Here is a 25,817-nt window from a genome sequence, read left to right as displayed (position 1 = left end):
ATAAAATAAAACTGCTTGTCCACTTCGATACATTCTTTAATTCCTCTTAACAATCCATACACTTCTATATATTTGCATTCCCACTCCATGATTTGCTTTTTGCTACCTTTACCTTCTATGACGAGCAATTATAAAAGGTAAAGGTAAGAATGAAGAAAATATTGTTTTACATGGAACTGCTATTAAATCAAGTTTAATCGATTCAACACTTCTATCTATTTTTCGTCATTCACTTTACCAACAGAAGCAATAGGAGAAACAGGTTCAACTGTATTGATTCAGGAATCGAATCTTCATATATATATTAAAAGATTTTTGGAGTAAACCCATGTTCCTTATATATTATGGAATGGGTTTATCTTTGTGACATAAGGGCTTATTTTTTTATTTATTTTAATTTTCAAGGGCCTTTTTCTTATACTTGTGTGTTAACCAATTCATAAGTTGTAGTGTGTAAGTGGGTGAATGATAAGGATGGTGTAAAAATGAGTGAATTTAAAAAGAAATTTCATATTCCATGTGATTGTTTTCTTCCCCCTGTACCCCCACCTCAAGTTGGACCTACTGGGCCAACAGGAGCGACTGGACCTACTGGGCCGACAGGAGCGACTGGACCTACTGGGCCTACTGCTGTAGGATGTTGTCCATGTAATAATGTTCTTAACAACCCTGGATTTGACATACCACCTGTAGGAGTAGACCCAGTTCCAGGTTGGAATCAAGCCGGTCCTGTTTCAGAAGTAGGTTTTCCAAACGTTCATAGTGGTCGTTTTCTGCCAGATGGGTCATTTAGTCTCTTAGCTGCATCAATTGGTCCAGGTGGAAGTATTAATCAAACAGTTGATGTTGACGAAGGGTGTTGTTATACATTTTCATTTGCTGCAGATGTAAGGGATGGTGCATTTCTTATAGCTTCTGTATCTTTTCCAGAACTTGGGCAAACGTGTCCCCCTGCTCCTGCAACTCTTGGTCCATCAAACATTCCACATATTGTACCAGTTATGAATCAACCACAACCTCTTTTCCAACATTATGTTCTTGTTGTGTGTATACCTGCTACTGTTACTATAGCTTGTATTTCTTTCCAAAATACTGCTACAGGTGGAGAAGGCGCAACAGCTTTTGTTGACAATGTTGTATTTCAACCTACTGGTGGACCTTGTACCTCATGTTCACAAAATTTTTAACGTATTAATATATTTGAAGCTTTTCGTTTTTCTAGCGAATCCAATAACTATTAAAGAGGGCCTTCTGGCTCTCTTTTCACATTAGAAATCATTAAAATCCCGTTCCTCAACCATGAGCCTGCTCACTATATATATTCATTAACAAACATGGGTTACTCTTCATTTCATTCAAATATCTATTTTATATTAAATCCGCACACCCCTTAGAAGCATACATACGATATCATGTGGTATTCTTTTTCAATATAAGTTTTTATCCAAGAGCGCCTTGGATGGCGCTCTTTAATTTTCAAATAACGTTTTAAATTGATTACGAGAGCGGATTTTATTATGTTGTACAAGCACTACTTCGCTTTATTAAATAGACTATATAGACATCTAAAAGAAGGGAGCTTTAAATTCATATGGCTGATTATTTTTATAAAAGTGGTAAAAAGTATTATAAAAAACAATCGTATTCTCACCATCAAAAAGATAACTGTTTTATCAAAACCCATACAATAACTGGTTCGAATACAGCTTTAAATTTCAACGTACCAGCTAACACTACAAGAACTGCCTTTGAAGATTTCACCAATAACCATAATAAAACATTACTTGATCTTCGTATTCCTGGTACTTCTCAACCAATTGAAGTAACTATCCGAACAAGAAGTTTTCGTCTGCCGATTACTGTAACATTAGTTGCAGGTGAAACCAAGGTATTCCAAGTAGAGGATTTCCATAGCCTCACTCTTACAAATAATACTAATATCAATAGCAACATTTCTATATTTATTCAAAAAACATTTTGTATCTGCTGCAATAATCAAAATGATTATTGTAAAAAGTATTATAATGAACCATCGTATTCTCATTGTCAAAAAGATAACTGCTATATCGAAACTCATACCATAGCTGGTTCAAATACCACCCCAACTGAAAATTCACCTTTAACTATTATCGTACCTCCGGGCGCTTCAAGAAGAGTTTTTGAAGATTTCACCAATAACCATAATAAAACATTAATTCAAATATCTGTTCCCAGTGATGTCAGCTCGATTGAAGTAACTATTCGAACAAGAAGGTCCCCCACACCAATTATCGCCACCCTTATCCCAGATGAAACAAGAGTATTTCAAGTAGAAGATTTCCAAAGTCTTACCCTCACTAATAATACTGAAATCCTTGATTTTATTGATATTTTGATCCAAAAAACTTTTTGCATCTGTTGCAATGATAAGAATGATTCGTACGATGAATATTACCATGAGTACAAGTAATAGATTAAATTACCAGAAGAACTCTTTATATAGAGGTTTCTTTTCTTTTCACTCCCCTGCTCTCCCCTTATTTTATTAAAATAACTATTTTGTTCATTTTTTTAATACATTTATGAAACATTCATATGTTATCTTCAGTACGTTCTTTTCTTTTTATAATGTCGTGTGAGATATACCATGACTTGAAGCCCTAGCCCATCTAATTCTAGGGCTTCTTCATTTAAATAAGGATTTTAGTAAAAATAAATTCACTATTCATTTGCAAAGTCCATATACTTATATAGACTTAAAAAAATACAAAATATAGTTCTTGGTCCAAGAGCACCACACTCTCTGTTGATGCTCTTTTCAATTAAATAATGCTTTTATGAAAATTCCGTTGTCTAATTTTTTCACTTGTCCATTTCACTTTTCTCTATTTCCGCATTTATTATTAGAAATACTGATTTTTTAGAGGTGAAATTATTATGGACGAGTTATTATCTTCCGCTTTAATAAATCCTGATTTACTCGGACCTACTTTACCAGCTATTCCACCATTCACACTGCCTACCGGACCATCCGATGGGCCTACTGGACCTACTTGTACTCGATCCATATTGTTTTATTTATTCATAATTCATATCTAACATGAAATGTAGACATGTTACACCATCCTCAATAGTATGTAGAGATTCTTTTTCTAATCGCTCCAATAATTTATTATTAAAAGCAACTGGAAGAGGATACAGCTTATCTAATTTCATATTTTGATAAATTAATTGTAAATGAGATAATAGATTATTTTTCTTTTTTTAGATGTTACTGTGCATTTCATTTTATTAAACTCATTTAATAATAGCGTCAATTCATCTCTTTTTCCGTATAAATCCGTAGCTATTTTTCTCTTTAGTTTGTACGAATGGATAATAGATTTAAATTCAATCATTTTAATACACTCCCTAATTAAATATTATTTACCCATTATTCTATAGATAAACAGTACTTTTTAATCCTATTTAAAATACACTCAAGCATCTTAATTTACTATCGATTAACCCTACACAGTTGTAATAATTTCATTAGCTATACACTAACTAGAAGAAATCAATCCTTAAATTAGACAGACATTTGATGGTAAAAGCATAAGAAAAAAGCAATGATTAGATTTTAAATCTAGTCATTGCTTTATCTATCTCATCTTGATTTATACCAATATATCTTATTGTTACTCTTTCACTTGAATGATTGAATATATCCATTAGCGATGACTATATTCTTTGTCGGCATGTACATGTATAAAACTAATATTTTATACTAATATTCATAGTCAATATTCATATATTACAATAGCATCAGAAGTACCATTAAAACAATTAGAGCAACTACCACAGCCGCCACAACCTCCACAATTAAAACAACCAAAACAACCGAAGCAACCAAAACAACGGAATCCACCACAGCGACCTGCACAACCACCACAGCGACCACCACAGCCGCCACAGCGACGAGCAGCATCTTCAATATAGTAATATGGATATTGGTTTTGCTGGTCCCAATGCACAACATTTCCAGACTGATAATCATTAAGGCTTAACGCTTGTAGTTCTTGTTGAAACTGATTCATTTTCATGACCTCCGTTTATTAACTTTACACCTTTCGACGCTTTCCTATATTTTTATTCGTTAAATCTAAGTAGAAATAGCACGATACTATAAACTAAGTTCAATACGTACACCTACAAAATATGACCTATCAGTAGATGATGCACCTTGTTCATGTACCTATTTTTAGGTTATTTTTCCACTGGTTCATTTTTTTAAATTAAAAAAAGACGCACTTAGATTGATGCGTCTTTTTACGACATTTCACCTACTCATTATCCAATTACATCTTTTACCTCTGTATTAACTGGCCACTTTTCTAACGTATAAGCCATTTCCCAAAATGAATATTCATATTGACTGCTAATAATAAAGTGCTGTTTCATTCGATTCCGGTCTGCCTCTGTTACTTTTTCAGCAATTGCATCTAATCGTGTAATTTGCTCTTCAACTAATGTACGGAACCAATCAGATCCATAAGCAGAAATCCATTCATTATAAATTGGCTCTTCTGGCTGACACTCTTTTAAACGTTCTCCAATTTCATAATACAACCAATAGCAAGGTAAAATGGCTGCAATGATATCACCTAAATGTCCTTCATACGCAGCACGATACATATGTGAAGTATATGCGTAAGCAGTTGGAGCAGGAATAAAATTATCTTTTTCTTCTTGCGTTATCCCTAGTTTCTTCGCAAAATTCTCATGTAAAGATAATTCTGCTTCATATGTATTTTGAGCATGGTGTGCCATACGAGCTGTCGTTTCTAATTCCTGTGCTTTTGCAGCTCCTAACGTTTGTACTCTAGCAAAGTGACTCAAATAATACGAATCTTGAAGTACATAATAGCGAAAACTAGCTAAATCTAACGTTCCTTCACCAAGTTTTTTTACAAAAGGATGATGAAAACTAGCTTCCCAAATTGAATCTACTTCTTTACGTAATGATTGTGAAAAAGTCATTTAAATCCCTCCAAGTAATTTATTTAATAGAAGTATTTATCCACAAATATTAACGCTTTAAAATAAAAAAACTTTCTTTACAGACGTAAAGAAAGTGAAATTGACAGTGTTTATTCATGAAATAGCAATGTCTTTTCCACTTCCCTACGCTGGCATTAACCAGATCAGGTACTAAGAGTCTCAAATTTCCATTTGATCTCAGCCTCTAATAGGCCCCCCTAGTGGATAAATATTTAATTTTCGTATTGTATTCATCATAACATACTTCATGTTACTGTCAAAAGTATTCATGATACTGCTACTTAAAATCCTTCTTCTTTTCTTACTCTCAATGAAGTTTCAATAATCATATCTAATAGTTTACTATAATGAATACCAGCTGCATCTGCACTTTTTGGTAGTAAACTTGCTTGTGTCATCCCTGGTAATGTATTAATCTCCATTACATATGGAATACCGTCCTTCACCATCATATCAACCCTTGCATAAACGCTGCATTTCAATGCTTTATAACAAGCCAGTGACGCTTTGTTTACACGTTCCTTCAGTTCAGCTGGAAGTTCGATAACTTCTTCAATTGTACTAGCATCATCATATTTCGCATTGTAATCAAAGAACTCAGCCGCATGCCGAATTGAAATGATAGGTAACTGTTTCCCATCCAAAATGGAACATGTAATCTCTTCACCTTTTATATATTTCTCTATTACTACTTCAGAATCCCATTCGAACACAGTTTCCAACATTGAAATTAATTCGTCTTTATTGTAGACAATCTTTACTCCAACACTTGAACCACCAGAGTTTGGTTTTACTACTAACGGAAATCCTAACTTATCTAATTCATCAACATTAAGATCCTCCATTTTTGTAAGTTCAATCCAATCTGGTGTTTTTATTCCTTCATAACGTAAAATCTTTTTCGAAATATTTTTGTCCATACATATACCGCTAGATAACATATTGCTGCCGCTATAAGGAATACCTAAACTTTCAAGCGTTCCTTGAACTGTCCCATCTTCTCCGTATTTTCCGTGTAATGCGAGTAGCGCAAAATCAATGTCTTTCGCTTTTTCGATTAAATCCATTTTTTCATTTAACGTAATTGGTACGATTTCATATTTATTTTTATCTAAATTTGCAATCATTTCGTTTCCAGTCATAATTGATACTTGTTTTTCAGAGGATACTCCTCCCATAATAACGCCAATTCTCATTTCCTCAACTCCAAATTTCATTTTTTATTGTATCACCGATTATTTTGATTCCCCGAACTATTTCTTCTTCTTTCAGACGGGAAAATCCTAATCGAAACGTGTTTACTCCTCCTCCATCAGAGAAAAAAACATCTCCAGGAGAAAAGGTAACCCCTTGCTCATAACATTTTTGTAAAAGTGTGCGGGCATGAATTTTTTCTTCTAACTCTATAAATAAATGAAGTCCACCATCACCAGTCATTCTTTGAAACGGAATGTACTCGTTACACGCCCCAACAGCTAACTCATATTTTTTCTTATAAACAGACCTTGCCTTTTTTAAATATTTTTCAAAATATCCTTCATGTAAATATTGAAATAAAACCGCTTGATCTAATGTAGATGTGTGTATTGTTCTTGCTCTTTTTACACTTTCTAAATGATGGATTAGCTCTTTATCTGCGATGATCCATCCTACACGTAAACCAGGAAAAAGTACTTTCGAAAAGCTGCTAATATAAATCACATTATTACCAGCTCCCGCAAAAGTTAATAATGGTGCTAAATGTGAACCTGAATAACGTAGTTCTTCATTAAATCCATCTTCTATAATAGGAATTTTATATTTTGAAAATAAGCTCATCAGTTCTGTTCTTTTCTCTGAACTCGTAACAATACCGGTTGGATTATGATAAGAAGGGATTAAATATGCAAAATCAAACTCTTTTTCACGCAAGCTTTTTTCCACTTCGCTCGTATCAATACCATCATCATTCATATTAATTCCATGAACTTCAAGTCCATGTAAGCGGAACAGCTTCAAAGCAGCATGATGTGTCGGATTCTCACAAATAACCCGCCCTGATTTTTTCGATAGCGAGGATAGTACAATGTCTAATCCTTCTGTAAATCCATTTGTAATTAATATATCTTTATTTGAAATATCTACACCTTTCATTTCCATATAATGAAGTAGATAGTTCATTAACGGTCTATAACCTTTTGCGTAGCCGTAATTTAATACGACATCACCTTCAATGGACATACGAGTAAGAAAAGCTCTTTTGAAATTTTCCACATCAAATAGCTTTTCGTCCGGAGCAATGCTGTTAAAGACAATCATTCCTTTTTCCCAGCGAACACCATGTTTCATTAAATCTAATTCATCCGCTAATAAGGTAACGGTATTAAGTTTATTTTTCCAATCTATTTCAACAGACGAAGTGTTTGAAATATCAACCTTCGCAACAAAATTCCCTTTTCCTTTAACTGCATAAATGAGTCCTTCTTGTTCTAAATCCGCATAAGCAGCAAGAACAGTATTTCTACTCACACTTAGTAATTCACTTAGTTCCCTTGTTGAAGGGATTTTTTGATCCCCGAGCAAATGCCCTTTCATAATCATCTTTTTTACATAATCTTTCAATTGAATATAAACGGGACGCTCTTTCACAACTTTAAAATCTTTAAACAATTTCTTACCCCCTGCAATTATTTTTACACATTTATTTCATTCTCAAAAGGTCCACTACATATGTATTTTTTATAAAGGGCGGTACGGTCTTATAAATCTTTTCGGTACAAGTTAATTACATCTTTTAACGCTGCTGCTGCTGCGGCTCCACGTGGATTTGATGCACCACCAATTGTAGTAACTTGGCCCATCGTATCTGTAAAGAACGTAATCCCTTTTTCTGTACCATTTACTTTTGCTAGCGGATGATCTCTATCTATTTCGGACGGTTCTACATGAAGAACCACGTTACCATCCTTATCCTTATTTGCTGAAGCTATTAATTTAATATATTTATTTTGTTCCTTCGCATTTTGAATTTGTTGTTTTGTAACATGTTCGATTCCTTTTATATGTATATCTGTAAGCGTATTCTCTGTTCCCATTAAACTGTTTGTCAAAAGTAACAATTTACACGCACTATCAGAACCACTTACATCTAATATTGGGTTTGTTTCAGCAATTCCCTTACTTTGGGCTTCTTTCAGTGCTTCTTCAAACGTAACATCTTCCTCATTCATTTTCGAAAGAATATAATTTGTTGTCCCGTTTAATATTCCTTCTATTTTTTCAATATGGCAACCAGCTAAACTAAGTTGACCAATATCAAGTGTTGGTAATGCGGCTGCAGTTGCACCGCTATATCGAATTCGTACATTTGCCTGCTTTGCTGCTTCATTTATTTCTCTCCAGTTTGTAACGAGTGCGCCTTTTGAAATTGCAACTATATCCATATGTTTCTCAATCGCTTGTTTCATATAGTGTTTCCCGGGATTTCCATCTTTAAGGTTTGTAACAGTTGATTCTACTAATACAGTACCATTTATCCCATTTGTTGCACGTTCCTTCGGATAATAGTCTAAATATTTTTCAATTGCAGCAGTACCGCCACCATACATCAATAAATGGTGAATAGATAAGCCATCTTCATTGTGTATTGCAATATTTCTCCCTAATACACCACTTACAACTAATTGAATCCCATATGTTATATATATATATGAATATTTTTCGTTTAATAATTTTATAAACTCTCTGCCTACTGTTCCATATCCTGATAGTACAACTTGAATCTTCATAATATCCCCCCATATTTTTCTACCAAATCCCCCTTTCAATATAATATAAAGCGCTCTCGAATTCCATCGAGAGCGCTTTATTATTACCTATTTCGGTAAATGTGATAGCTTTTCAGCAATTGTTCTATAAAACTCTTGAATGCTAGAAAAACCTAACGTGTCTGAAACACTTAATCCTACCATGTCGAGATGGTCCCAATTTGCTTTCGTTTCGATATGATTCCATTTTCCAACCTGTAAAGATTCATTATTATTTACAGCAGTATTAGAAGAAGGTGCAATCATAGAATTTGTATTTACTACACCATCATTTTGCCACCAAGAAGTATCAATTAATGGACGGTTTTCTTCATATCTCGCATAAGAACCTAAGAAAAATGCATTCCCCATTAACACTTTATTCATCGTTATATGAGGTAAATGTAAACCTGTTATAGGTGCTGCTTGTGATGCATGTCCACTATAGGATAAGTAATACACATCAGATTGCGTCTTCACCCAATTATTTAACTCCTTTGCACCATCTGTACTTAAATCCCATTGACTTATATCTTTTGTATTTTTCCAAAGTGAACTATTTATAATGCGATCAGTATATTGAAAAAAAGACTCTCCAGCATTCTTCTTTATACCCCATTGATCCAATTTGAAATCATATAACGATAAATTATTGTTTCCTCCAAAACTTGCAGCTGTAATGAGTAAATCTTTAATGAACGATAGCAGAAGACTACCATCCGCAAGTGTTGTACCGTTGTGAGGGGTTGCTAATGTTGTAACACTATGAACATATGATTTCTCACCTTCAAATAGTGGTGATATTTTGGTGTTCGGGTGATTTTTCACATAATTCTTTTCTTCAAAACTACCTTCTTTTAATAGCTGTACTAATGCTCTAGTCGTTTGTCCACCCATGCTATGCCCAACTAAATGAACTTTATTTGTTTCACTCCAATTCGGTGCAAAGCCACTATAAGTTCTGCCAAAACGATTATGTCCATGTTTCTCGGCATGTGCGGCACCATAGTCTACTGTTCCACCGTTAATTTGGGCATACAATTCACATGCACGGTCCCAGTTACTAGAAACAGGTCCAACAGCTGCGGTATGTACAGTATAACCATTTCTTTTTAAATCTTCCTGTATATCATGAACACCGCCCCAATATTTTACACCAAGCATTTCTTCTCTACCCCATCCAGCAAATCCATTCACTAATATAATCGGATAATTATTTTGGTGACCCTCTTCAGCGTATATAATTTTCGCTGAGAATAAACCTACAGTCATTAATGCAAAAAAACATATTTTTAAAAATAACTTCCCCATACTTTCTCCCCCTAATAAAACGCTTACATTTTTCTTTTAAAAAATTCACAGCCTGCTTTAATAACTTAAACATAATGTAAAGTATTTTATATACGTTGTATATATAGAAAACATATACAAATGTTGATAAATATTAATTCAAGTAAGCATTTACTTTTTACAATACATCTTGTAAATCTGTTTATTTGAATTTATAATTAGATATAGTTTCCTCATGTTAAATAGATTTACAAACCATAAGAAAACTAATTTCATTGCTTGAAAAGGAGGAAAAATCATGCAAATCGGATCAAACATTCATACATTATCTCAACCTACTAAAATAACTCCATCTACTCTTGAGCATAATACTATCTCTTCTACTAAACTTGAAGGTAAGAAAGTAAATGATCCTATCAAGTTCGATATTCGTTCATTTGAAAAAGAAATGAAACAACCTGAGCATAAATTTAACGAATTAGATTTATGGAAGATGTTAAAAGATAAAGGTGTTCCATTATGGATCATACTTGAAATGCTACAAAAGTCTCGTAAAGAAAAAGAAGCTCAAAATAATTCGGTTCAAAATACAAATGCAATTGAGGAAACAAACGAGACTCGATTAAATGAAGTAATGTAATCTATTTTATATAAATGGTCTATAAACTAAAAAGAGTTCGAGGTTGATAAAGTTTCTATCAACCTCGAACTCTTTTTTAAGATTTTTCTCCAATCGTTACAAACTGAACTGATACTTCCCCTTTAAAACCTTCAATTAACTTTCTTACTTTTACTTTTTCATTAATCAACGTATTATCTGTCGATATTTTAGGTTTTTCATCACCTAAAGACTTTTTCAAGTGTAGAAGTTGCATAGTCGTTTCATTTGCTTTTATTTCTTTATAAACACTATTTTTCGCCACAATTATATACCATAGTGCTCCGTAGTCACGTTTATTGCCTAACCAAGCGTCACTATCATATGTAACTGGTATCTCTTTTCCTTCTATTTCAATACTTTTTATATTCTTTTCTTCTTCATTTATAAATAATAGTGAACTTTCTTTTGAAAAATTCGGCAACTTATCTAAAGGCTTAGAAAGAGATGAATGATCTCTTTTATGAAAAATATTTGCTTTAATCATCGCTTTTGCAGTAGATTCATTTAATATCAGAACCCTATTCTGATCAAATCTACCTGTTTTTACTGAAAAAGCTTCATGTTCTTTCGTGTTTTCCTTATAACGATTTATAATTGCTCCAGTATGATTCTCATCTCCAATGATTAATACGCCGTTAGCTGGAAATGATTTTTCATTTTTAGCACATGCACTGAAACTCATTAAAATTAATATACTTAATATGAAAATTGGTATTTTTTTCATCACAGTTCCTTTCATAACTCAAATTGTTTTTTTACATGCTTTTCTGCAATCTTACTTACTGATATTCTCTACTGTTCCATTGTCTTATAAAGCTTTTGTAAATAACGCCATCGAGTTATAAAGAAATATAAAACTTGTATACAAATAAATGAAATTAAAATTATGATAGAGCTATTCATAATAGAAAAATCGACTAATTGTTGTAATGCCATATAAGCGACTACAGTATGAATTACTGCAATGATAATCGGTAAGAAGAACATTAATAATAACTGTCTCGTTACAACTTTCTTTAGTTCTCGTTTACTTAATCCCATTTTCGAAATCATTTTATATTGCTGTTGATCACGATTCAAATCCGTATATAATCGGAAATAAATAAAACTAGCAGCAAATGTAAAGAAGACGATTCCGACTAAAACACTTGCCATAAGTAATAATCCATTCGTTTGTTTTGCACTTAACAAATCTATAGTTAAAGCTCGAAACTGAAAACTACCTTCTTCTTCCGCAAATGTATTAATTAATTCGTTTGAAATTCTCTTCGTTTTTATCCAATCGTCTACAACAAATCCGTAAGTACGATATGGAATATCAAGATTATCTGGATCACTAGTAATAGGTATTTCATCATATACATGATCTTGAACAGCGATATATATATTTCTAGTATCATGTGGTAAAACTAAATTTTCTACAGCTTTTTTCACTTGAAATGTCTTTGTCCATTCACCTTGAATGACTTCTATACTTTTTTTATACTCGCCATTTTTAAATTCTTGTTTTTGTGATACGACTCCAGGAATTAATAAAATTTCATCCTCTTTTTCAATCGTTTCTTGTTGATACCCAAGTGCTTTAGCAAGATCGTTATATTCACTTAACTTCATTACAATTACATTACTTTCTGTGTATATATATGAAGCTGAAGCCATTCGATACGGAATGTTAGCATCAGAAAGTTGTTTTTTAATAATAGAAAGATTTTTATTTAATGCTTTGTCGTTTTCAAAATCCCCATATAAAAATGTATACGGATTTGTCATCCTTACCAAATCTTTACTTCCAATTGCAGCTGTTGTACCAATCGCTGTAAATGCAACTGCTGAAACAATAGAAACTATAAAAAACATCGTTGCATTATCTTTCATACGGTAAATTAATTCAGAAAACGTTAATATATTTGTTCTCTTTAAAAAGAAAGATTCTCTCCTTTTAGCAAGATGTAATATATAAACGCTACACTGTGTATATAAAAAGTACGTTCCTATAATTACTAGTAGGACACCCATTCCAAGCGTAGTAAAACTGGAACTTGAAATGAAGCGAAATACTGAGAAATATCCATATCCTATACTACTTAAAGAAAGTAGCGATAATAAAATTGAAGATTTTGGTTCAGGTTTTGGCTTTTCCTCTGCTCGAATAAGTTCCACAAGTTCCGTTATTTTTACCATTTTAAATGTAAATAGTGAAACAATTAAAAATAAGAAAAGAAAAGTGATAACTGTTAATAATACAGCCCTCACTGGTGTATAAAAAGGTAAACCATTATTAATCATTAATACACTTGCGCTTATTAATAAGACTAGTTTAGAAAATATGAGTCCGATGAAAATCCCTATACAAATTGAACCAAATCCAATCAGCATATTTTCAATTAATAATAATTTCTTAAACTGTTTCATTGACATACCTTGCATCATTAATATGCCAAATTCTTTCTTACGAGTTTTTAAAAATGAGCTAACTGAATATAGAATAAAGAAAAATGAAAATACAAAAATCAAACCTTGCGAAATTGTAAATCCCATAGTACCATAAGCGCTTATTGTTGCACTTGTTGATTTTAATTCCCCTTGTAAATCAGGATGAAATAATAAAAGAGCATACGTAAAGAAAATCATAATAGAAAATGTACTACTTAAAAAATGACCTGCATATGTACGCTTATTACGAAAAATATTATTAAATGCGAACTGATGAAAAGTCATGCCTTTTCCCTCCTAACAAAGAAAGGACATCCATAATTTTTTGATAAAAGGTTTGCCGGCTTTCACCACGATAAATTTCGTTATATAGTTGACCATCTTTAATGAAAATTACTCGGCTGCAAAAACTAGCTGCATACGGATCATGTGTAACTAACATCATCGTTGCCTTTTCTTCCTTATTAAGCGTATCAAGCATCTCCATTACATCATTTGAAGATTTAGAGTCTAAATTCCCGGTCGGTTCATCTGCAAGTAATAATTGCGGCTTATGAACAATTGCACGAGCAATTGCTGTTCTTTGAGCTTGTCCCCCTGAAATTTCAAACGTTCTTTTATTCAATATATCTGTAATATTTAATTTCTCTGCAATTTCTTCTACTCTTTTGTTCATTTCTCGCACAGAAACACCATCTAAAGTCATCGGCAATACGATATTTTCCTTTACTGTAAGTGTGCTAAGTAGATTAAATGATTGAAAAACAAAGCCTAATTGTTTCCTGCGGAACAAAGCTAAATCTTCTGATGTTAACTGGAAAGGATTTGTACCATTTATTAAAATTTCTCCTGAGGACGGAGAATCAATAGTAGATACCATATTTAATAGCGTAGTTTTCCCGCTACCGGATGGGCCCATAATCCCTATAAATTCACCTTCTTGAATTGATAAATCAATATCTACTAATGCTTTAAAAGGTATTTTCCCTTTATATACTTTACTAATATTTTTTGCATGTAAAATTTCCATTTCTATTCTCCCTTCATTTGCACTTCTCACAATAGAGTGTAAATGAATTGTCTTATAACTCATATTGATTCATCTTTCATTTATCTTACACGCTTGTAAGATTTCTAAAAAAACTGACAAAAAACTATTTTCAAATTAAATTTAATGTATAACTATCTTATAATAATCGTATAATGACAGGGAATACAATATCCTATCTTTATTATATAAAAAAGAAAAGACCGATTACTTTATCGGCCTTTTCCTTACCAAAGTTATATTTCAACTAACACCTTTAATTGAAATCTTTTTGCGTCACCATTTTAATTCTTTTTCACTTTATAATACCCTCTACAAAAAATTGAGTGCTTCGGTTTCGCTCCTTTTAAAGAGCACTATTTTTTATCCATTCTGATTTACTCAATACATAATGATTAAAAATTTGATTTTCTATCGTCTGTTGACTCAAAAAAGCAAACCCGCATTTTTCAATAACTTTATTTGACGGTACATTATTAATTAATGCAATTACATTAAGAACATCTACATTTGTATTTTCAAACAAATAGCCAATCAAGCCTTTTGTCGCTTTCGTTGCATATCCATTATTATGATATTCACTTGAAACAGCATACATAATTTCTCTATTCGGTGCAGGAAGCTCATCTTTCATACTTGTGCAGCACCATCCAATAAATTCATTTGTAGTTTTCTTAAATATTCCTAGTCTTAATATGTGATCATCTATGTTAGTCTTAGTTTTGACTGCATTAAGAAATGCTTTGTTTTCTGGTATTTCATAATTTGTAACCCAATTAACTCGTTGTTCTTTCGTTGATTTTCAATCCGGTAAAAACTTTTCTATTTCGGGTTGATTTGCTATTTTATAAATACTTTCTGCATCTTTGACCGTAAACTCTTGTAGGTATATATCTCCACAATCTATTTTAAATAACTTAGTCAAACTCTCTTCCCCCATGTCTAATCCCCCTTCCTTACGTTAAAGCGCCTTAATCTGCTTCGTAAGTTCCATAAACCGTTCATCTAGTTCTTTATATTCTTTGTCTTTAGAAGTTAAAAAGCTTAATTTCCCTAATACTTCTTGTCTCTCTGTTTCTAACGTTAAACGTAGTTCTTCAATTTCATCTCTAGTTTTCGTAGGTTCTTCGAGCTGCTTTTGTATCCTATTGTTTACAAACACAAGTTTTGCGTTGGTTGTCTTCTCCAGAAAATATCGATCGTGAGAAACGATAACGAGTGTGCCATTATACTCAGCTAATGTATTTTCAAGCTGTTCACGTGAAGGGAGATCAAGGTGATTCGTCGGTTCATCTAATATAAGCACATCTTTTTCATCTAAAATATAAGCCATAAGCTTACATTTTACTCGTTCACCCATACTCATATATCGAATCGGCTCTGTCCATTGAGAAGATTCGAATCCTAAATGTTTCATTAAATTTTGGACTTTTCCTCTTTCTTCAAATGTTTCTTTATAAAATAAATTTTCTGGTGTTTTATCGAGTGGTAAATCAAATACTTCTTGCGTTAAATAACCGATGTTTGCTGATGGTGAAATCCATACTTCTCCTTCAACAGTTTCTGTTCCCATAATCATCTTCAGTAAAGTTGTTTTCCCGCTACCATTTGGTCCAATAATCGCCACCTTTTCACCGTGCTGAATTGTAAAATTAACGTTTTCAAATAATGTTCGTTTATTAAATTCTTTCCGCAATTGTTTTACTTCTAAGAAACGTTTCCCTACTTTTTTACTCGCTTGAATAGAAAATTCAACTGAATAATCTTCTTTCACGCGTTCAACTTTCGTTTTCTCCAGCTCTTTTTCAAGACGTTTTCGTTTCGATTTAACTTGCGCGTCCATTCGCTTCGCCTTTACACGATAAAACTCTTTCACACCTTCTTGTTTTGTAGACTGCGCATGTGCCTTTTGTGACCATGAACTTAATTCTTTTATATGCGTTTCTACTTGTTCTATCTTCTTTTGTTGTTTTTCATATTCACGCTGCTGCGTCATTCTTTTATGCTCACGTGCTTTCATATAACTCGTATAATTGCCGCTATGATCAATTAATTTCTTATCCTCAATTGACCATATTCTACTTGCGACAACATCTAAAAAGTATCTATCATGCGATACGACGATTACTGTACCTTTCATATTTTGGATTTGTTTAATGAGAAATTCCGTACTCATCTCATCTAGATGATTTGTCGGTTCGTCTAATATTAAGACATTAGGATTTTCAGCAAACCCTTTCGCTAATCGAACTTTCAGCTTTTCACCACCACTTAAAGTAAGAAAATCGTTCGTTGGTACGCCCCATTTCGCAAGAAGTTCTGCTTCCTTTGCAATCATATCCTTGCTAACAAAAGATTCTTTTTCTTGTTCAACATATGCAGTTGTCATATTCATTTGCATCCATTCAACAGTACCTTTTGATGGTTCAATCTTCCCATTTATTAATTGAAGTAACGTTGATTTACCAGCCCCGTTTTTACCAATTAATCCGATAACATCCCCTTGTCTTACTGTCACATTCATTTTCTCTAACAAAGTATTTTCCTTTATTTCAACATAAACATCATTTAATTTTAATAGTTCTTTCATAATACCGATCCCTTTCATTAAGGGAGAATAAAAAAATCCTCCCAAATAAATTTGGCAGGATTAGTCATTAAAATATTTATACCCAAATAAGCTATTGTGCAACTTAAATAGCAATACCGTTGTATGGAAAATGGGCAGACTAATCCTATTTTTTAGAAATTGAAATTTATTAAATTTCAACATTTAAAAATAAGATTAGTTAATCATCGTCCACCCATCATTCCTTTCCGTCGTTAGTAACCATATTGTACCATACTACTACTGTATGAGTAAATGCAATTATATGTGCTGGAATAAAGTGAAACGTTAATCAGTGGGGGTTTTCTTCATCCCACACTGATTATTAGCCCTCACCAATCGGACTTTTATGGGCAGCCCATCCCCCACCTAAATTCTTTGCTTTCGCTGAATTTTGAGGTGGGGATCTTACTGCCCATTAAAGCGGGATAAAGATCGCTTTCTTCCAAGGCAATTTATCATTTCTTAATATCATATTAAACAATCATAAATTACGTTTGTTGTACTACTTCCTTTAGATTCCCCTAATAATAAACTTCTACGCACTACTTCTTATATAATTTTTATATAAATTTATGATTAATTATATATTATTCGTTATCCAATAATCACTTATTGTTTTTCGATAAATTTTTATTGATTACTCTCCTGTAATAAGCTATTATATGTTTGTAGAAAATATTAATGTAAGGATTGAATTTATGGACAGGACATTAGAAATCACAAAGTTAAATATGTTTGTAAGAATTTTTCTCCTCCCGATTATAGTAGGGATAATTGTTGGTATACTAACTAAATTGGGGCAAGGTATACTTCCAGGAAATTGGAATTCATTAGCTAACCTAGGAAGCGTTTGGTTAGTTCCATCCTTTTTCGTGGCTAGCTTGAGTTATTCTAAACGTACAGCTATACTTTCTGGCATCCTTGCACTACTAAGCATGATATTAGGCTACTATGGTTATGCAATAGTTATTAAAAATGTAGCTCACTCTATTTATTTTATATCTGTATGGATTGTGTGTGCATTTATAGGAGGAACTATCTTTGGAATTGCAGGTTTTCTATGGAAAAATACTACAAATCCACTTCATAAATTCGGAAGCGCGCTTATTAGTGGCGTTTTTGTAACGGATGGACTGCACATTCTTTTAAATTTTGAAGACTATAGTCACATGTTACCTGTTGGATATACCGAAGTGATAGTCGGAATTATCTTCATTCTTGTATTAGAACGCTCTAATGCTAATCGAATTTCTTCTTTCTTAATGATGGTTCCTATCACTATTTTAGGATTAATTGGATATAAATTATTAAGTTTGTTTGCTTAATATCATGAAAAAACAAAAGACTAATTCTATTATAATCCACAATACATATCACGAATTCAAACATTATACTTATTAATGTTGATACACTTATTCATAGGATGGATTCATGAAGCTATCTCTTTCAAAGAGATGGCTTTTTTCTTACCAAAACTATTCATCAGCTTTATATTAAATCCTTCTAATTTAACAATCGTATTTATTAGTGTGCCATTATACATACTAACATGATCTTTTATTATTTCATATAATCGCTATAAAGTAAAACCTTAATAGATAATTAATCCCACACCCAACTTCTTTGCTTTCGCTGAATTTTGAAGTGGGGTCTTACTGCCCATTAAAGCGGGATAAAATAAGGCTAAAAAACTTATCTCCAAAGTTCTTTAGCCTAGATCACTTATTTACACATTAAAAAATATAATTCGTACTATCGTACCTTTACCAACTTCTGAATGGATGTCTACACTATGTCCTAATTGTTTCGTAATTTCATATACAAGATACAGCCCCATTCCAGTTGATTCTTTAAAATCTCTGCCATTTTCCCCTGTAAAGAAAGGTTTAAATACTCTAGGTAAATCTTGCTTCGGTATCCCCACACCACTATCGACAATTTCAAGTATAACGTTGTTACCTTCCTTACAAGCTTTCACTTTAATCTTCTCTCGACTACCAGATGAATATTTGATCGCGTTCGATAGTATTTGTCCAATTAAAAATTGTAACCATTTCGCATCACTTTCTACAATAATATCCTTATCAATTTTTAGCTCTGGATATACAAAATTCCGAATAAAGAAGCGTTTATGTTCATGCACGGAATCATTTACTATTTTATGTAGCTGGACTTTTTCCACATAAAAATCTTGTATAAATGCTTCTAAACGTGCGACGTATAGAGCCATCTCTAGCCCCTTTTTCAGCCTATCCGTTTCCTCATTTATACTTTCAAAACGCGAATCAACTTCATCCTGTGTAATTAACTCTATTACAGATAAAGGTGTTTTCATTTGATGTATCCATTGATTCATAAAGGTTAAATGATCATTATTTTTTCGCTCTTGTATTTGGAGCTGATTTTGATAATGTCGATATTGTACCTCAAGTAAGTCTTGAAGCGCAGTAGATAAAACTGCAAAATCTGATTTTTGAACAGATTCATCCAAAGAGTGCAACGGATTTGCTAATCTTTCATAGAACGTACGATGAGTAAAGTAACGAAATACTAAATAACCTACCATAAAAAAGACACCTAAAAACATTGCATATAATGCCGTTGCAATATGATTATGCCCATCAAACCAATATACAAGAAATATGGCTAGTAGCTGGATTACTGTAAAACAAATAAGTGGTATATGATCACGAATAAATAATTTTATCATTTCTCCATACCAGTATCCCAAGTTATATGTAATCTATAACCGACACTACGAATCGTTTCAATTGCATCTTCAATCTGCAATGTTTTTAACTTTTTACGTACACGAGTTGTATTAACACTTAATGTATTATCATCAACATAAGATTCGCTATCCCATAATTTATTTAATAACACTTCTCTACCCACAACACGCGGATAATTTTGCATTAACATCTCTAATAAAATAGCTTCATTTCTCGTTATATCAATCTCTTGATTTTTAAGCTTCAACACAAGCCTTTCCGGATATAAACAAAGACCATGTTGCTCAACCATCCGTTCTTCTACTTTCGGTGCATAATCTCCGTAAGCACGTCTTAAATGACTACGAATTTTCGCCATTACAACTTCGTAATGGAATGGCTTTGAAATAAAATCATCGCCACCGTTTTCAAGCGCCATAACTTGATCCATTGTGCCTTCACGAGCCGAAATAAATAATATCGGACATGTAGAAACTCCTCGAATTTGACGACACCAATAGTACCCATCAAAACTTGGTAAATTAATATCTAATAAAACTAACTCCGGTTGTTCTTCTAAAAAGATGTTTAATACATTTTGAAAATCCGATACAATAATTCCCTCATATCCGTATTTCGCAACATGTGTTGATAATAGTTCTGCAATTTTCATATCGTCTTCTACAATCATAATTTTAACCATGTATTTACTCCTTTTCCGATCCACAATCTTATATTCGATTATATAAAATAAATACTACCTTTTTTTATATAATTCGTAAATCAAAAAAGGATACTTTTATACAACAGCATCCTTCTTCTATTATTCTTATTTAATATGAAATTTACTAAAGTCAAAACCTAACTTCTCCACATAGTCCATACGTAGTTCCATTCGTGCTGTTTTAAGCGGGTCCACAACTTGACAAACTCTTAAATCGCCGGCAGCTGATAATAGAAGCGTTGCATTAGCTTTAGACATTTCTAATTCTTCATGTAAAAATGTCACCATATTACGTACAGCGCGATTCGCTGCATCATCTAACAATTTCTCTGAAGCAATCGTCATTACTTTTTCTTTTTGGATAGCCATTGGTAGTGGCCATTTCTTTCCTTTTATAATTTGAACTGTTACAGTTACCTCACCAGCAACCTCTACTCCACTTACCCCAATTTCACCATCACCCATCGCTGCGTGTAAATCGCCTAATGCTAATAGGGCACCTGATACATTTACAGGTAATAGTAATGTTGTCCCTTCTTTTATCTCTTTACAGTCCATATTCCCGCCGTGATCATGCGGTGTGCCACATGAAATGCTCTCTTCTTTCGGCGCAGTACCAATTACACCGATCATAGGATGAATCGGGATTTGTAGTTCATTTGAAAACAAAACATGCTCATTATGTATTGGGACAATTTTCACTGTATTTTCGTCTAGATCTTTACCCATTACGCCAAGATTCGCTCCTGTAGTTAAAACACCTTGCTCTGTAATTTTAATCTTTTCAATCGTTACCACTAAAATATCACCAGGTTCTGCACCTTTAATATATATTGGTCCAGTCGCCAGATTAATTCGATTCCAATCTAATTCTTGAAACGCAACATCTTCAGAATCAATTTGGTTTTCAAAGCAATCATATGTTTCAAATACAACACAACTTCCTACTTCTACTTCCATACACGGCTGATTATTTGGTGACATTGTGTAAATGAAATGTTCTTTATGAATTCGATACATGTTATCTCTCCCCTTTTATATTAGTCTACAATTACTAATTAGCTTTTCTCGTACAAGCTCCTCTTAAAAATTAATGATATTTGCATGTAAAAAAGCACCTAGCTTATTTTCATACATACACTCTTTACTATAGCAGGTAAAGAAAGGTGGTAGCACTATGCCCCTTATTCCATATAACGAAAGTGATGTTGATTTACTAGCTCGTTTAATTCGCGCTGAAGCTGAAGGAGAAGGCAGACAAGGTGAACAACTTGTTGGCTGCGTAGTAGTAAATCGTGTATTTTGTAATTGCTTAGATTTTAAACAACTTCGATCTGTACGTGATGCAGTATATCAAAGCCCTGGTGGATTTGAAGCAGTGCAATACGGATATTTTTATCAGCGTGCTCGCGAATCAGAAAAGGATATCGCTAGAAAAGTTTTACAAGGTGAATGGCGCTGGCCAGCACGATGGGCTTTATGGTATTTTCGTCCAACTGGAGCTTGTCCGCCTGAATGGTATAACCAGCCATTTGCAGGGCAATTTAAAAGCCATTGCTTTTATGAACCACGTGGTGATGAATGTCCGAAAATGTATTCACGGTAGCAAAATTTGAAACGCAAGTACTTAGAACAATGAGTACTTGCGTTTCTTTTAGCTTTTTTAGAAATCTAATAATGCGATGAACTTTTCAACTCCTACAACATGTATTAATAACGGTATACGCGGGCCGCTAGTTTGATTCAGAATGAGCCTATACATTATAATAAATAATTGTTTTTGATTTTCTTTCATTATTTTTTTATTTTCATGATGGCAAATTGAATACAATTGTTCCATAAAGTTAGGATAATCTTTGTTAGAACGAAGTATATTACAAACTTCTACTAACCATCCTTTCTGCCTTTCATCTAATGTGTTGTAAAACTCTGTATTTCTCTCTTGATTTACCGCAATTAATTTTTCAGATTGAAAGTTTCTTATCCAATACTCAGCACGGTTACATATCGCTATCATAGCCTCTAATGTATAACTTCTATCTGTTTTTTCTAATGTATATTGTAAAATAGATGAATCAAAATTTAATAATGGCAATGTTCCTGCTACTTGATTGAATTTTGGATACTCTTTAAACCCACCATCAATTTTGGAAAGTTTAATTGTCTCAAATAAATCTTCATTTTTGAGCGTTTTATTCTCATAACTATCTTTTAATCGTTCATATTCTGTATAATGGCGAATCACATCTTCATCAAGACCGATATGAAAAGCTGCGTTTGGTCTATATTTAGCAAACATAAAAAGAATCACTTCAGGTAAATATACTTTTAACAAATCACTAGGTGTAATACTATTCCCTGAAGAACTTGACATTTTTTTATGATTCCCTTTAATTCCAATGAAATCATAAGCGACATAATGAGGCGCTTCACGATTGAATATTTTCTTTGCAATTTCCTTTGATACATTATAACTACCCGTTTCCGAGGAATGATCTCTTCCGCCCGGTTCAAAAATAACATCCTCTATCATCCATCTCATCGGCCAATCGATTTTCCAATTCAGTTTCATTTTATTTGTATTTAATACCGATAATTCAGTTTGATTTCCGCATTCACATTTATATCGTACTGTTTTTAATACTTCATCAAAATGTGTAATCGTTGTTGCATCTTTCTCGCATTTCTCACAATATAATGTTAACGGATAAAAGTTCTCTCGCTCTTCTTCACTACACTCTCCTGTTTTAAAACTCATTAAAATATCATATATTTCTTTTCTTTTATATAAAGCCTCCAATATGTTTTTGTTATATCTTCCACTTCTATATTGAGCATGTTGATATATGAATTCCACTTCAACTCCAAATATTTGAAGCGATTTCTCAAACTCTTTTTCAAAATGCTCTGCATAGGAGTTATGACAACCATATGGATCTGGAATATCACTGTATGGCATACCAATATATTTTGCAAAAGATGGATCAATATTTTTAGGGACTTTTCTAAACCTATCATAATCATCCCATGAAAATATAAAACGAGTCTTTTTCCCTAAATCTTGAAGGGCTCTTACAACGAAATAAGTCGTTATTATTTCACGAAAGTTTCCGATATGAACAGAACCAGATGGACTGATTCCAGATGCGCAAACAAAAGTTTCTTTGTTTGGATGTTTCCTTATTAATTCATGTGCTACTTCATACGCCCAATGCATATATTACTCACCTCAATTGATTTTTTGTTTTCACACTTTCAGTTTTATGCAATAAAAAAACTCCCACCCCCAAGATTATTCATCTTGAGGACGAGAGTTGTTAACTTCGCGGTACCACCTCAGTTTGTTAATACGTCACCATATTAACCTCTTCAGGTACGGCAAAATATGCGTATACCCTATCTCTATAACGGGAGAACCCGTCGCACCATCCCTAAACAAATTAGTTCCTTGCGCAGCTCCAAGTCTTTTTTCATTAAGATGTATACTGCTCTTTCTCAGCTACCAGAGCTCTCTGTACGTATTCTTTCTTAACTACTCTTCTCTTCAATGCCATTTTAAATATTAGTTTTTCATATGATAATTTATAACACTTTTATTGTCAAACTTTTCCGAACGAAAAAGCTATCTAAATAAATGCTTTATCGCTTCTAATTGAATTTTGTGGCTACATTCATCACAACAATATGTCCCTTTTGGTTTTTCTTTAAATCTCTTATATTTTTTGCTTCCTTCGTATACACGGAATATATTTTTACAAGAAAAACAAACAATTTCATAAAACATCATATGCATTTTCCTCTCCTTGTTTATACATTTTTTAATCACTTGAGAAAATCAGTTTTCCAAAGTACAAATCTTAATATCTTCTGACTAAAGGTTTACCTCTATTCTTATCGAATTATATAAATATCTTATAAAGCGAGGTGAACATCTTGATCAGTAATATAGAATTAGTTTTAGATGCGAAAGCAAGTTTAGCTGAAGGACCATATTGGAATGAAAAAAAGCAACTTTTATACTGGGTTGATATTATGGAGAAACAATTATGCATATTTAATCCTACTACTAATACAAACCGAGTAATTGCTCTCAATCAACAAATCGGCTGTGTTGTTCCATATTTAGATGACGTACTACTCCTAGCTATGGAAAATGGCTTTTATTCTATTAATGTAAAAACAGAAAAACTAACACATATTTTTGATCCTGAACCACATTTATTTAAAAATCGTTTTAACGATGGAAAATGTGATCCAGCAGGACGTTTTTGGGCAGGTACTACAGATACATACGGTATAAATGCTACTGGTTCCTTGTATTGTTTAAATAATAATTTAAAGGTAGAGAAAAAAGTTTCACATGTAAATACATCAAATGGCATAGCTTGGTCACCTGACCATACATACTTTTACTATATTGATACACCTACTAAAAAAGTAGTTCGTTTTCATTATGATATATGCTCTGGAGTAATTCGTAATCCAAGTGATGTAATCATTTTCCCTGAAAATGAAGGTCTACCTGATGGTATGACAATTGACGAGGAAGGGTGTTTATGGATTGCTCATTGGGGCGGTTCAAAAATTACTAGATGGAACCCTTCAACTGGAGAACAAATATTAAGTATCCCAATTCCAGCGCTATATGTAACGTCTTGTACATTTGGAGGACCTAATTTAACAGACCTATATGTTACAACAGCCAGAACAAGAATGACGGATGACGAATTAAAAATATATCCACAAGCTGGTGGTATTTTTCGAATTCAAACAAATATAAAAGGTTGTCCTGCCCATTCATTTCGCAATAATAATATTGGAGCTGAAACTATATGAACCGTATCAATTACATAAGACACGAAGAAAAGAAATATCACGATCTTTGCTATGAACAATATAGACTATTTGAAACTGGCTCTTGGCTTTACAAACCGGTAAAAACAGTTATGAACTTAATGAATTACTTTGAAGGACGAAACAACTTGCAAGTACTTGATCTTGGCTCTGGCGCTGGAAGAAATAGTATTCCACTTGCACAAAAAATAAAAAATGCTAGTGGTACTGTTACTTGTGTGGACTTACTGGATTCCGCTTTAACAAAATTACAAATTTATAGCCAAGAATATGATGTTTTTGAAGTTATAAAAACAGAAAAAGTAGCAATTGAAAACTATTACATCCAACCTAATACATATGATTATATTATTGCAGTATCAAGTTTAGAGCATGTTCAATCAGAAGAAGATTTAAAAAATGTGCTCCATTCTATGAAAAAAGGTACAAAGATTGGTGGTATCAATTGTTTAATTATTAACTCGAACATACAAGAAATCGACTTACATACGAATGAAGAATTAGATGCTTTAATTGAAATTAACCTTTCTACTGATAAAATGATACATCTATTAAAAAACATTTATGAAGACTGGAAGGAAATGAAAGTTGAAATAAAAGAATTAGCTTATGATATAGTCCGAAACGAAAGAAACATCCTCTTAAAAACAAATGCTATTACTTTTGTCGTTCAGAAATAAC

Annotated in this window: 22 protein-coding genes, 4 pseudogenes, 1 riboswitch and 1 other annotated feature; of the genes and pseudogenes, 8 read left to right on the top strand and 18 right to left on the bottom strand. The window is 32.8% G+C overall.

Features of this window, described 5'->3' with window-relative positions; all coding sequences use genetic code 11:
- Positions 1 to 485: 485 nt before the first annotated feature.
- The 3 genes and pseudogenes from AC3WVA_RS12680 to AC3WVA_RS12670 all read left to right on the top strand — a co-directional run.
- Complete coding sequence (locus AC3WVA_RS12680; RefSeq protein WP_417902123.1) at positions 486 to 1,187, top strand: collagen-like protein; 702 nt, start codon at positions 486 to 488, stop codon at positions 1,185 to 1,187.
- Positions 1,188 to 1,591: 404 nt separating this feature from the next.
- Positions 1,592 to 2,449 (top strand): exosporium protein D, encoded by an 858-nt coding sequence (locus tag AC3WVA_RS12675; protein ID WP_195757097.1) that lies wholly within the window; start codon positions 1,592 to 1,594, stop codon positions 2,447 to 2,449.
- 467 nt (positions 2,450 to 2,916) lie between these two features.
- Positions 2,917 to 3,033: pseudogene (locus AC3WVA_RS12670) on the top strand (exosporium leader peptide-containing protein); the annotation flags it as partial.
- Between the two features lie 27 nt (positions 3,034 to 3,060).
- Here the strand turns inward: AC3WVA_RS12670 and AC3WVA_RS12665 are convergent.
- The 8 genes and pseudogenes from AC3WVA_RS12665 to AC3WVA_RS12630 all read right to left on the bottom strand — a co-directional run.
- Positions 3,061 to 3,377: pseudogene (locus AC3WVA_RS12665) on the bottom strand (homoserine dehydrogenase); the annotation flags it as partial.
- A gap of 214 nt (positions 3,378 to 3,591) precedes the next feature.
- Positions 3,592 to 3,727: pseudogene (locus AC3WVA_RS12660) on the bottom strand (site-specific integrase); the annotation flags it as partial.
- Between the two features lie 31 nt (positions 3,728 to 3,758).
- Entirely contained in the window at positions 3,759 to 4,055 is a 297-nt protein-coding gene (locus tag AC3WVA_RS12655; protein ID WP_098880916.1) for a heterocycloanthracin/sonorensin family bacteriocin, read from the bottom strand.
- A 253-nt stretch (positions 4,056 to 4,308) separates the two neighbouring features.
- Positions 4,309 to 4,998 carry a thiaminase II gene (gene tenA, locus AC3WVA_RS12650; protein WP_417902121.1) on the bottom strand — a complete coding sequence of 230 codons (690 nt, stop codon included), beginning with the start codon at positions 4,996 to 4,998 and terminating at the stop codon, positions 4,309 to 4,311.
- Between the two features lie 124 nt (positions 4,999 to 5,122).
- Positions 5,123 to 5,228: riboswitch (TPP riboswitch) on the bottom strand.
- 72 nt (positions 5,229 to 5,300) lie between these two features.
- Positions 5,301 to 6,215, bottom strand: a complete 915-nt coding sequence (gene ddlB / locus AC3WVA_RS12645; protein WP_098346694.1) for a D-alanine--D-alanine ligase — start codon at positions 6,213 to 6,215, stop codon at positions 5,301 to 5,303.
- A gap of 4 nt (positions 6,216 to 6,219) precedes the next feature.
- Entirely contained in the window at positions 6,220 to 7,668 is a 1,449-nt protein-coding gene (pdxR, locus tag AC3WVA_RS12640) for a MocR-like pyridoxine biosynthesis transcription factor PdxR (RefSeq protein WP_048529848.1), read from the bottom strand.
- Positions 7,669 to 7,757: 89 nt separating this feature from the next.
- Positions 7,758 to 8,786, bottom strand: coding sequence for a homoserine dehydrogenase (locus tag AC3WVA_RS12635; protein WP_492321946.1), 1,029 nt, complete (start codon positions 8,784 to 8,786; stop codon positions 7,758 to 7,760).
- Positions 8,787 to 8,873: 87 nt separating this feature from the next.
- Positions 8,874 to 10,115 carry an esterase/lipase family protein gene (locus tag AC3WVA_RS12630; protein ID WP_098346658.1) on the bottom strand — a complete coding sequence of 414 codons (1,242 nt, stop codon included), beginning with the start codon at positions 10,113 to 10,115 and terminating at the stop codon, positions 8,874 to 8,876.
- A gap of 277 nt (positions 10,116 to 10,392) precedes the next feature.
- Between AC3WVA_RS12630 and AC3WVA_RS12625 the strand changes: the two genes are divergently transcribed.
- Positions 10,393 to 10,734, top strand: coding sequence for a DUF3914 domain-containing protein (locus AC3WVA_RS12625; RefSeq protein ID WP_098346659.1), 342 nt, complete (start codon positions 10,393 to 10,395; stop codon positions 10,732 to 10,734).
- Between the two features lie 76 nt (positions 10,735 to 10,810).
- Here AC3WVA_RS12625 and AC3WVA_RS12620 read toward each other — a convergent pair whose 3' ends face one another.
- The 5 genes and pseudogenes from AC3WVA_RS12620 to abc-f form a co-directional block, all read right to left on the bottom strand.
- Complete coding sequence (locus tag AC3WVA_RS12620) at positions 10,811 to 11,494, bottom strand: lipoprotein BA_5634 family protein (protein WP_098346660.1); 684 nt, start codon at positions 11,492 to 11,494, stop codon at positions 10,811 to 10,813.
- A gap of 53 nt (positions 11,495 to 11,547) precedes the next feature.
- A complete protein-coding gene (locus tag AC3WVA_RS12615) occupies positions 11,548 to 13,473 on the bottom strand; it encodes an ABC transporter permease (protein WP_098880917.1) in 1,926 nt (641 codons plus the stop codon).
- Positions 13,448 to 14,218, bottom strand: a complete 771-nt coding sequence (locus AC3WVA_RS12610) for an ABC transporter ATP-binding protein (protein WP_098346662.1) — start codon at positions 14,216 to 14,218, stop codon at positions 13,448 to 13,450. Before AC3WVA_RS12610 ends, AC3WVA_RS12615 begins: the two co-directional genes overlap by 26 nt.
- A 364-nt stretch (positions 14,219 to 14,582) precedes the next feature.
- Positions 14,583 to 15,176: pseudogene (locus AC3WVA_RS12605) on the bottom strand (GNAT family N-acetyltransferase).
- 21 nt (positions 15,177 to 15,197) lie between these two features.
- Positions 15,198 to 16,826: a ribosomal protection-like ABC-F family protein gene (abc-f, locus tag AC3WVA_RS12600; protein ID WP_098346695.1), complete on the bottom strand. Its 1,629-nt coding sequence runs from the start codon at positions 16,824 to 16,826 to the stop codon at positions 15,198 to 15,200.
- 719 nt (positions 16,827 to 17,545) lie between these two features.
- Here abc-f and AC3WVA_RS12595 point away from each other — a divergent pair.
- On the top strand, positions 17,546 to 18,172 hold the full coding sequence (locus tag AC3WVA_RS12595; protein WP_098346663.1) for a DUF6518 family protein: 627 nt from the start codon (positions 17,546 to 17,548) through the stop codon (positions 18,170 to 18,172).
- Positions 18,173 to 18,573: 401 nt separating this feature from the next.
- Here the strand turns inward: AC3WVA_RS12595 and AC3WVA_RS12590 are convergent, their stop codons facing one another.
- The 3 genes from AC3WVA_RS12590 to AC3WVA_RS12580 form a co-directional block, all read right to left on the bottom strand.
- Positions 18,574 to 19,557, bottom strand: a complete 984-nt coding sequence (locus tag AC3WVA_RS12590) for a sensor histidine kinase (protein ID WP_098346664.1) — start codon at positions 19,555 to 19,557, stop codon at positions 18,574 to 18,576.
- Positions 19,554 to 20,261, bottom strand: coding sequence for a response regulator transcription factor (locus AC3WVA_RS12585; protein ID WP_098346665.1), 708 nt, complete (start codon positions 20,259 to 20,261; stop codon positions 19,554 to 19,556). Before AC3WVA_RS12585 ends, AC3WVA_RS12590 begins: the two co-directional genes overlap by 4 nt.
- 126 nt (positions 20,262 to 20,387) lie before the next feature.
- Positions 20,388 to 21,302, bottom strand: a complete 915-nt coding sequence (locus AC3WVA_RS12580; protein ID WP_098880919.1) for an acetamidase/formamidase family protein — start codon at positions 21,300 to 21,302, stop codon at positions 20,388 to 20,390.
- A gap of 157 nt (positions 21,303 to 21,459) precedes the next feature.
- Here AC3WVA_RS12580 and AC3WVA_RS12575 point away from each other — a divergent pair, with 157 nt between their 5' ends.
- The gene (locus AC3WVA_RS12575) at positions 21,460 to 21,888 is read left to right on the top strand and encodes a cell wall hydrolase (RefSeq protein ID WP_098880920.1); all 429 of its coding nucleotides are present in this window, start codon (positions 21,460 to 21,462) and stop codon (positions 21,886 to 21,888) included.
- 57 nt (positions 21,889 to 21,945) lie between these two features.
- Here AC3WVA_RS12575 and lysS read toward each other — a convergent pair whose 3' ends face one another.
- Both lysS and AC3WVA_RS12565 read right to left on the bottom strand, forming a co-directional pair.
- Positions 21,946 to 23,499 (bottom strand): lysine--tRNA ligase, encoded by a 1,554-nt coding sequence (lysS, locus tag AC3WVA_RS12570; protein WP_098880921.1) that lies wholly within the window; start codon positions 23,497 to 23,499, stop codon positions 21,946 to 21,948.
- An 83-nt stretch (positions 23,500 to 23,582) separates the two neighbouring features.
- Positions 23,583 to 23,839 (bottom strand) — a binding site (T-box leader).
- Between the two features lie 65 nt (positions 23,840 to 23,904).
- Positions 23,905 to 24,075, bottom strand: coding sequence for a DUF2197 domain-containing protein (locus tag AC3WVA_RS12565; RefSeq protein WP_048529874.1), 171 nt, complete (start codon positions 24,073 to 24,075; stop codon positions 23,905 to 23,907).
- Positions 24,076 to 24,215: 140 nt separating this feature from the next.
- Between AC3WVA_RS12565 and AC3WVA_RS12560 the strand changes: the two genes are divergently transcribed.
- Both AC3WVA_RS12560 and AC3WVA_RS12555 read left to right on the top strand, forming a co-directional pair.
- On the top strand, positions 24,216 to 25,118 hold the full coding sequence (locus AC3WVA_RS12560) for an SMP-30/gluconolactonase/LRE family protein (protein WP_142342003.1): 903 nt from the start codon (positions 24,216 to 24,218) through the stop codon (positions 25,116 to 25,118).
- Positions 25,115 to 25,816: a class I SAM-dependent methyltransferase gene (locus AC3WVA_RS12555; protein WP_098880923.1), complete on the top strand. Its 702-nt coding sequence runs from the start codon at positions 25,115 to 25,117 to the stop codon at positions 25,814 to 25,816. The genes AC3WVA_RS12560 and AC3WVA_RS12555 overlap by 4 nt, the downstream gene beginning before the upstream one ends.
- Position 25,817: the final 1 nt, after the last annotated feature.

It is taken from the genome of Bacillus sp. EB106-04-02-XG92 (genome assembly GCF_058791995.1).
The sequence above is the reverse complement of the archived record's forward strand: the minus strand, read 5'-3'. Positions and strand labels throughout refer to the sequence as shown.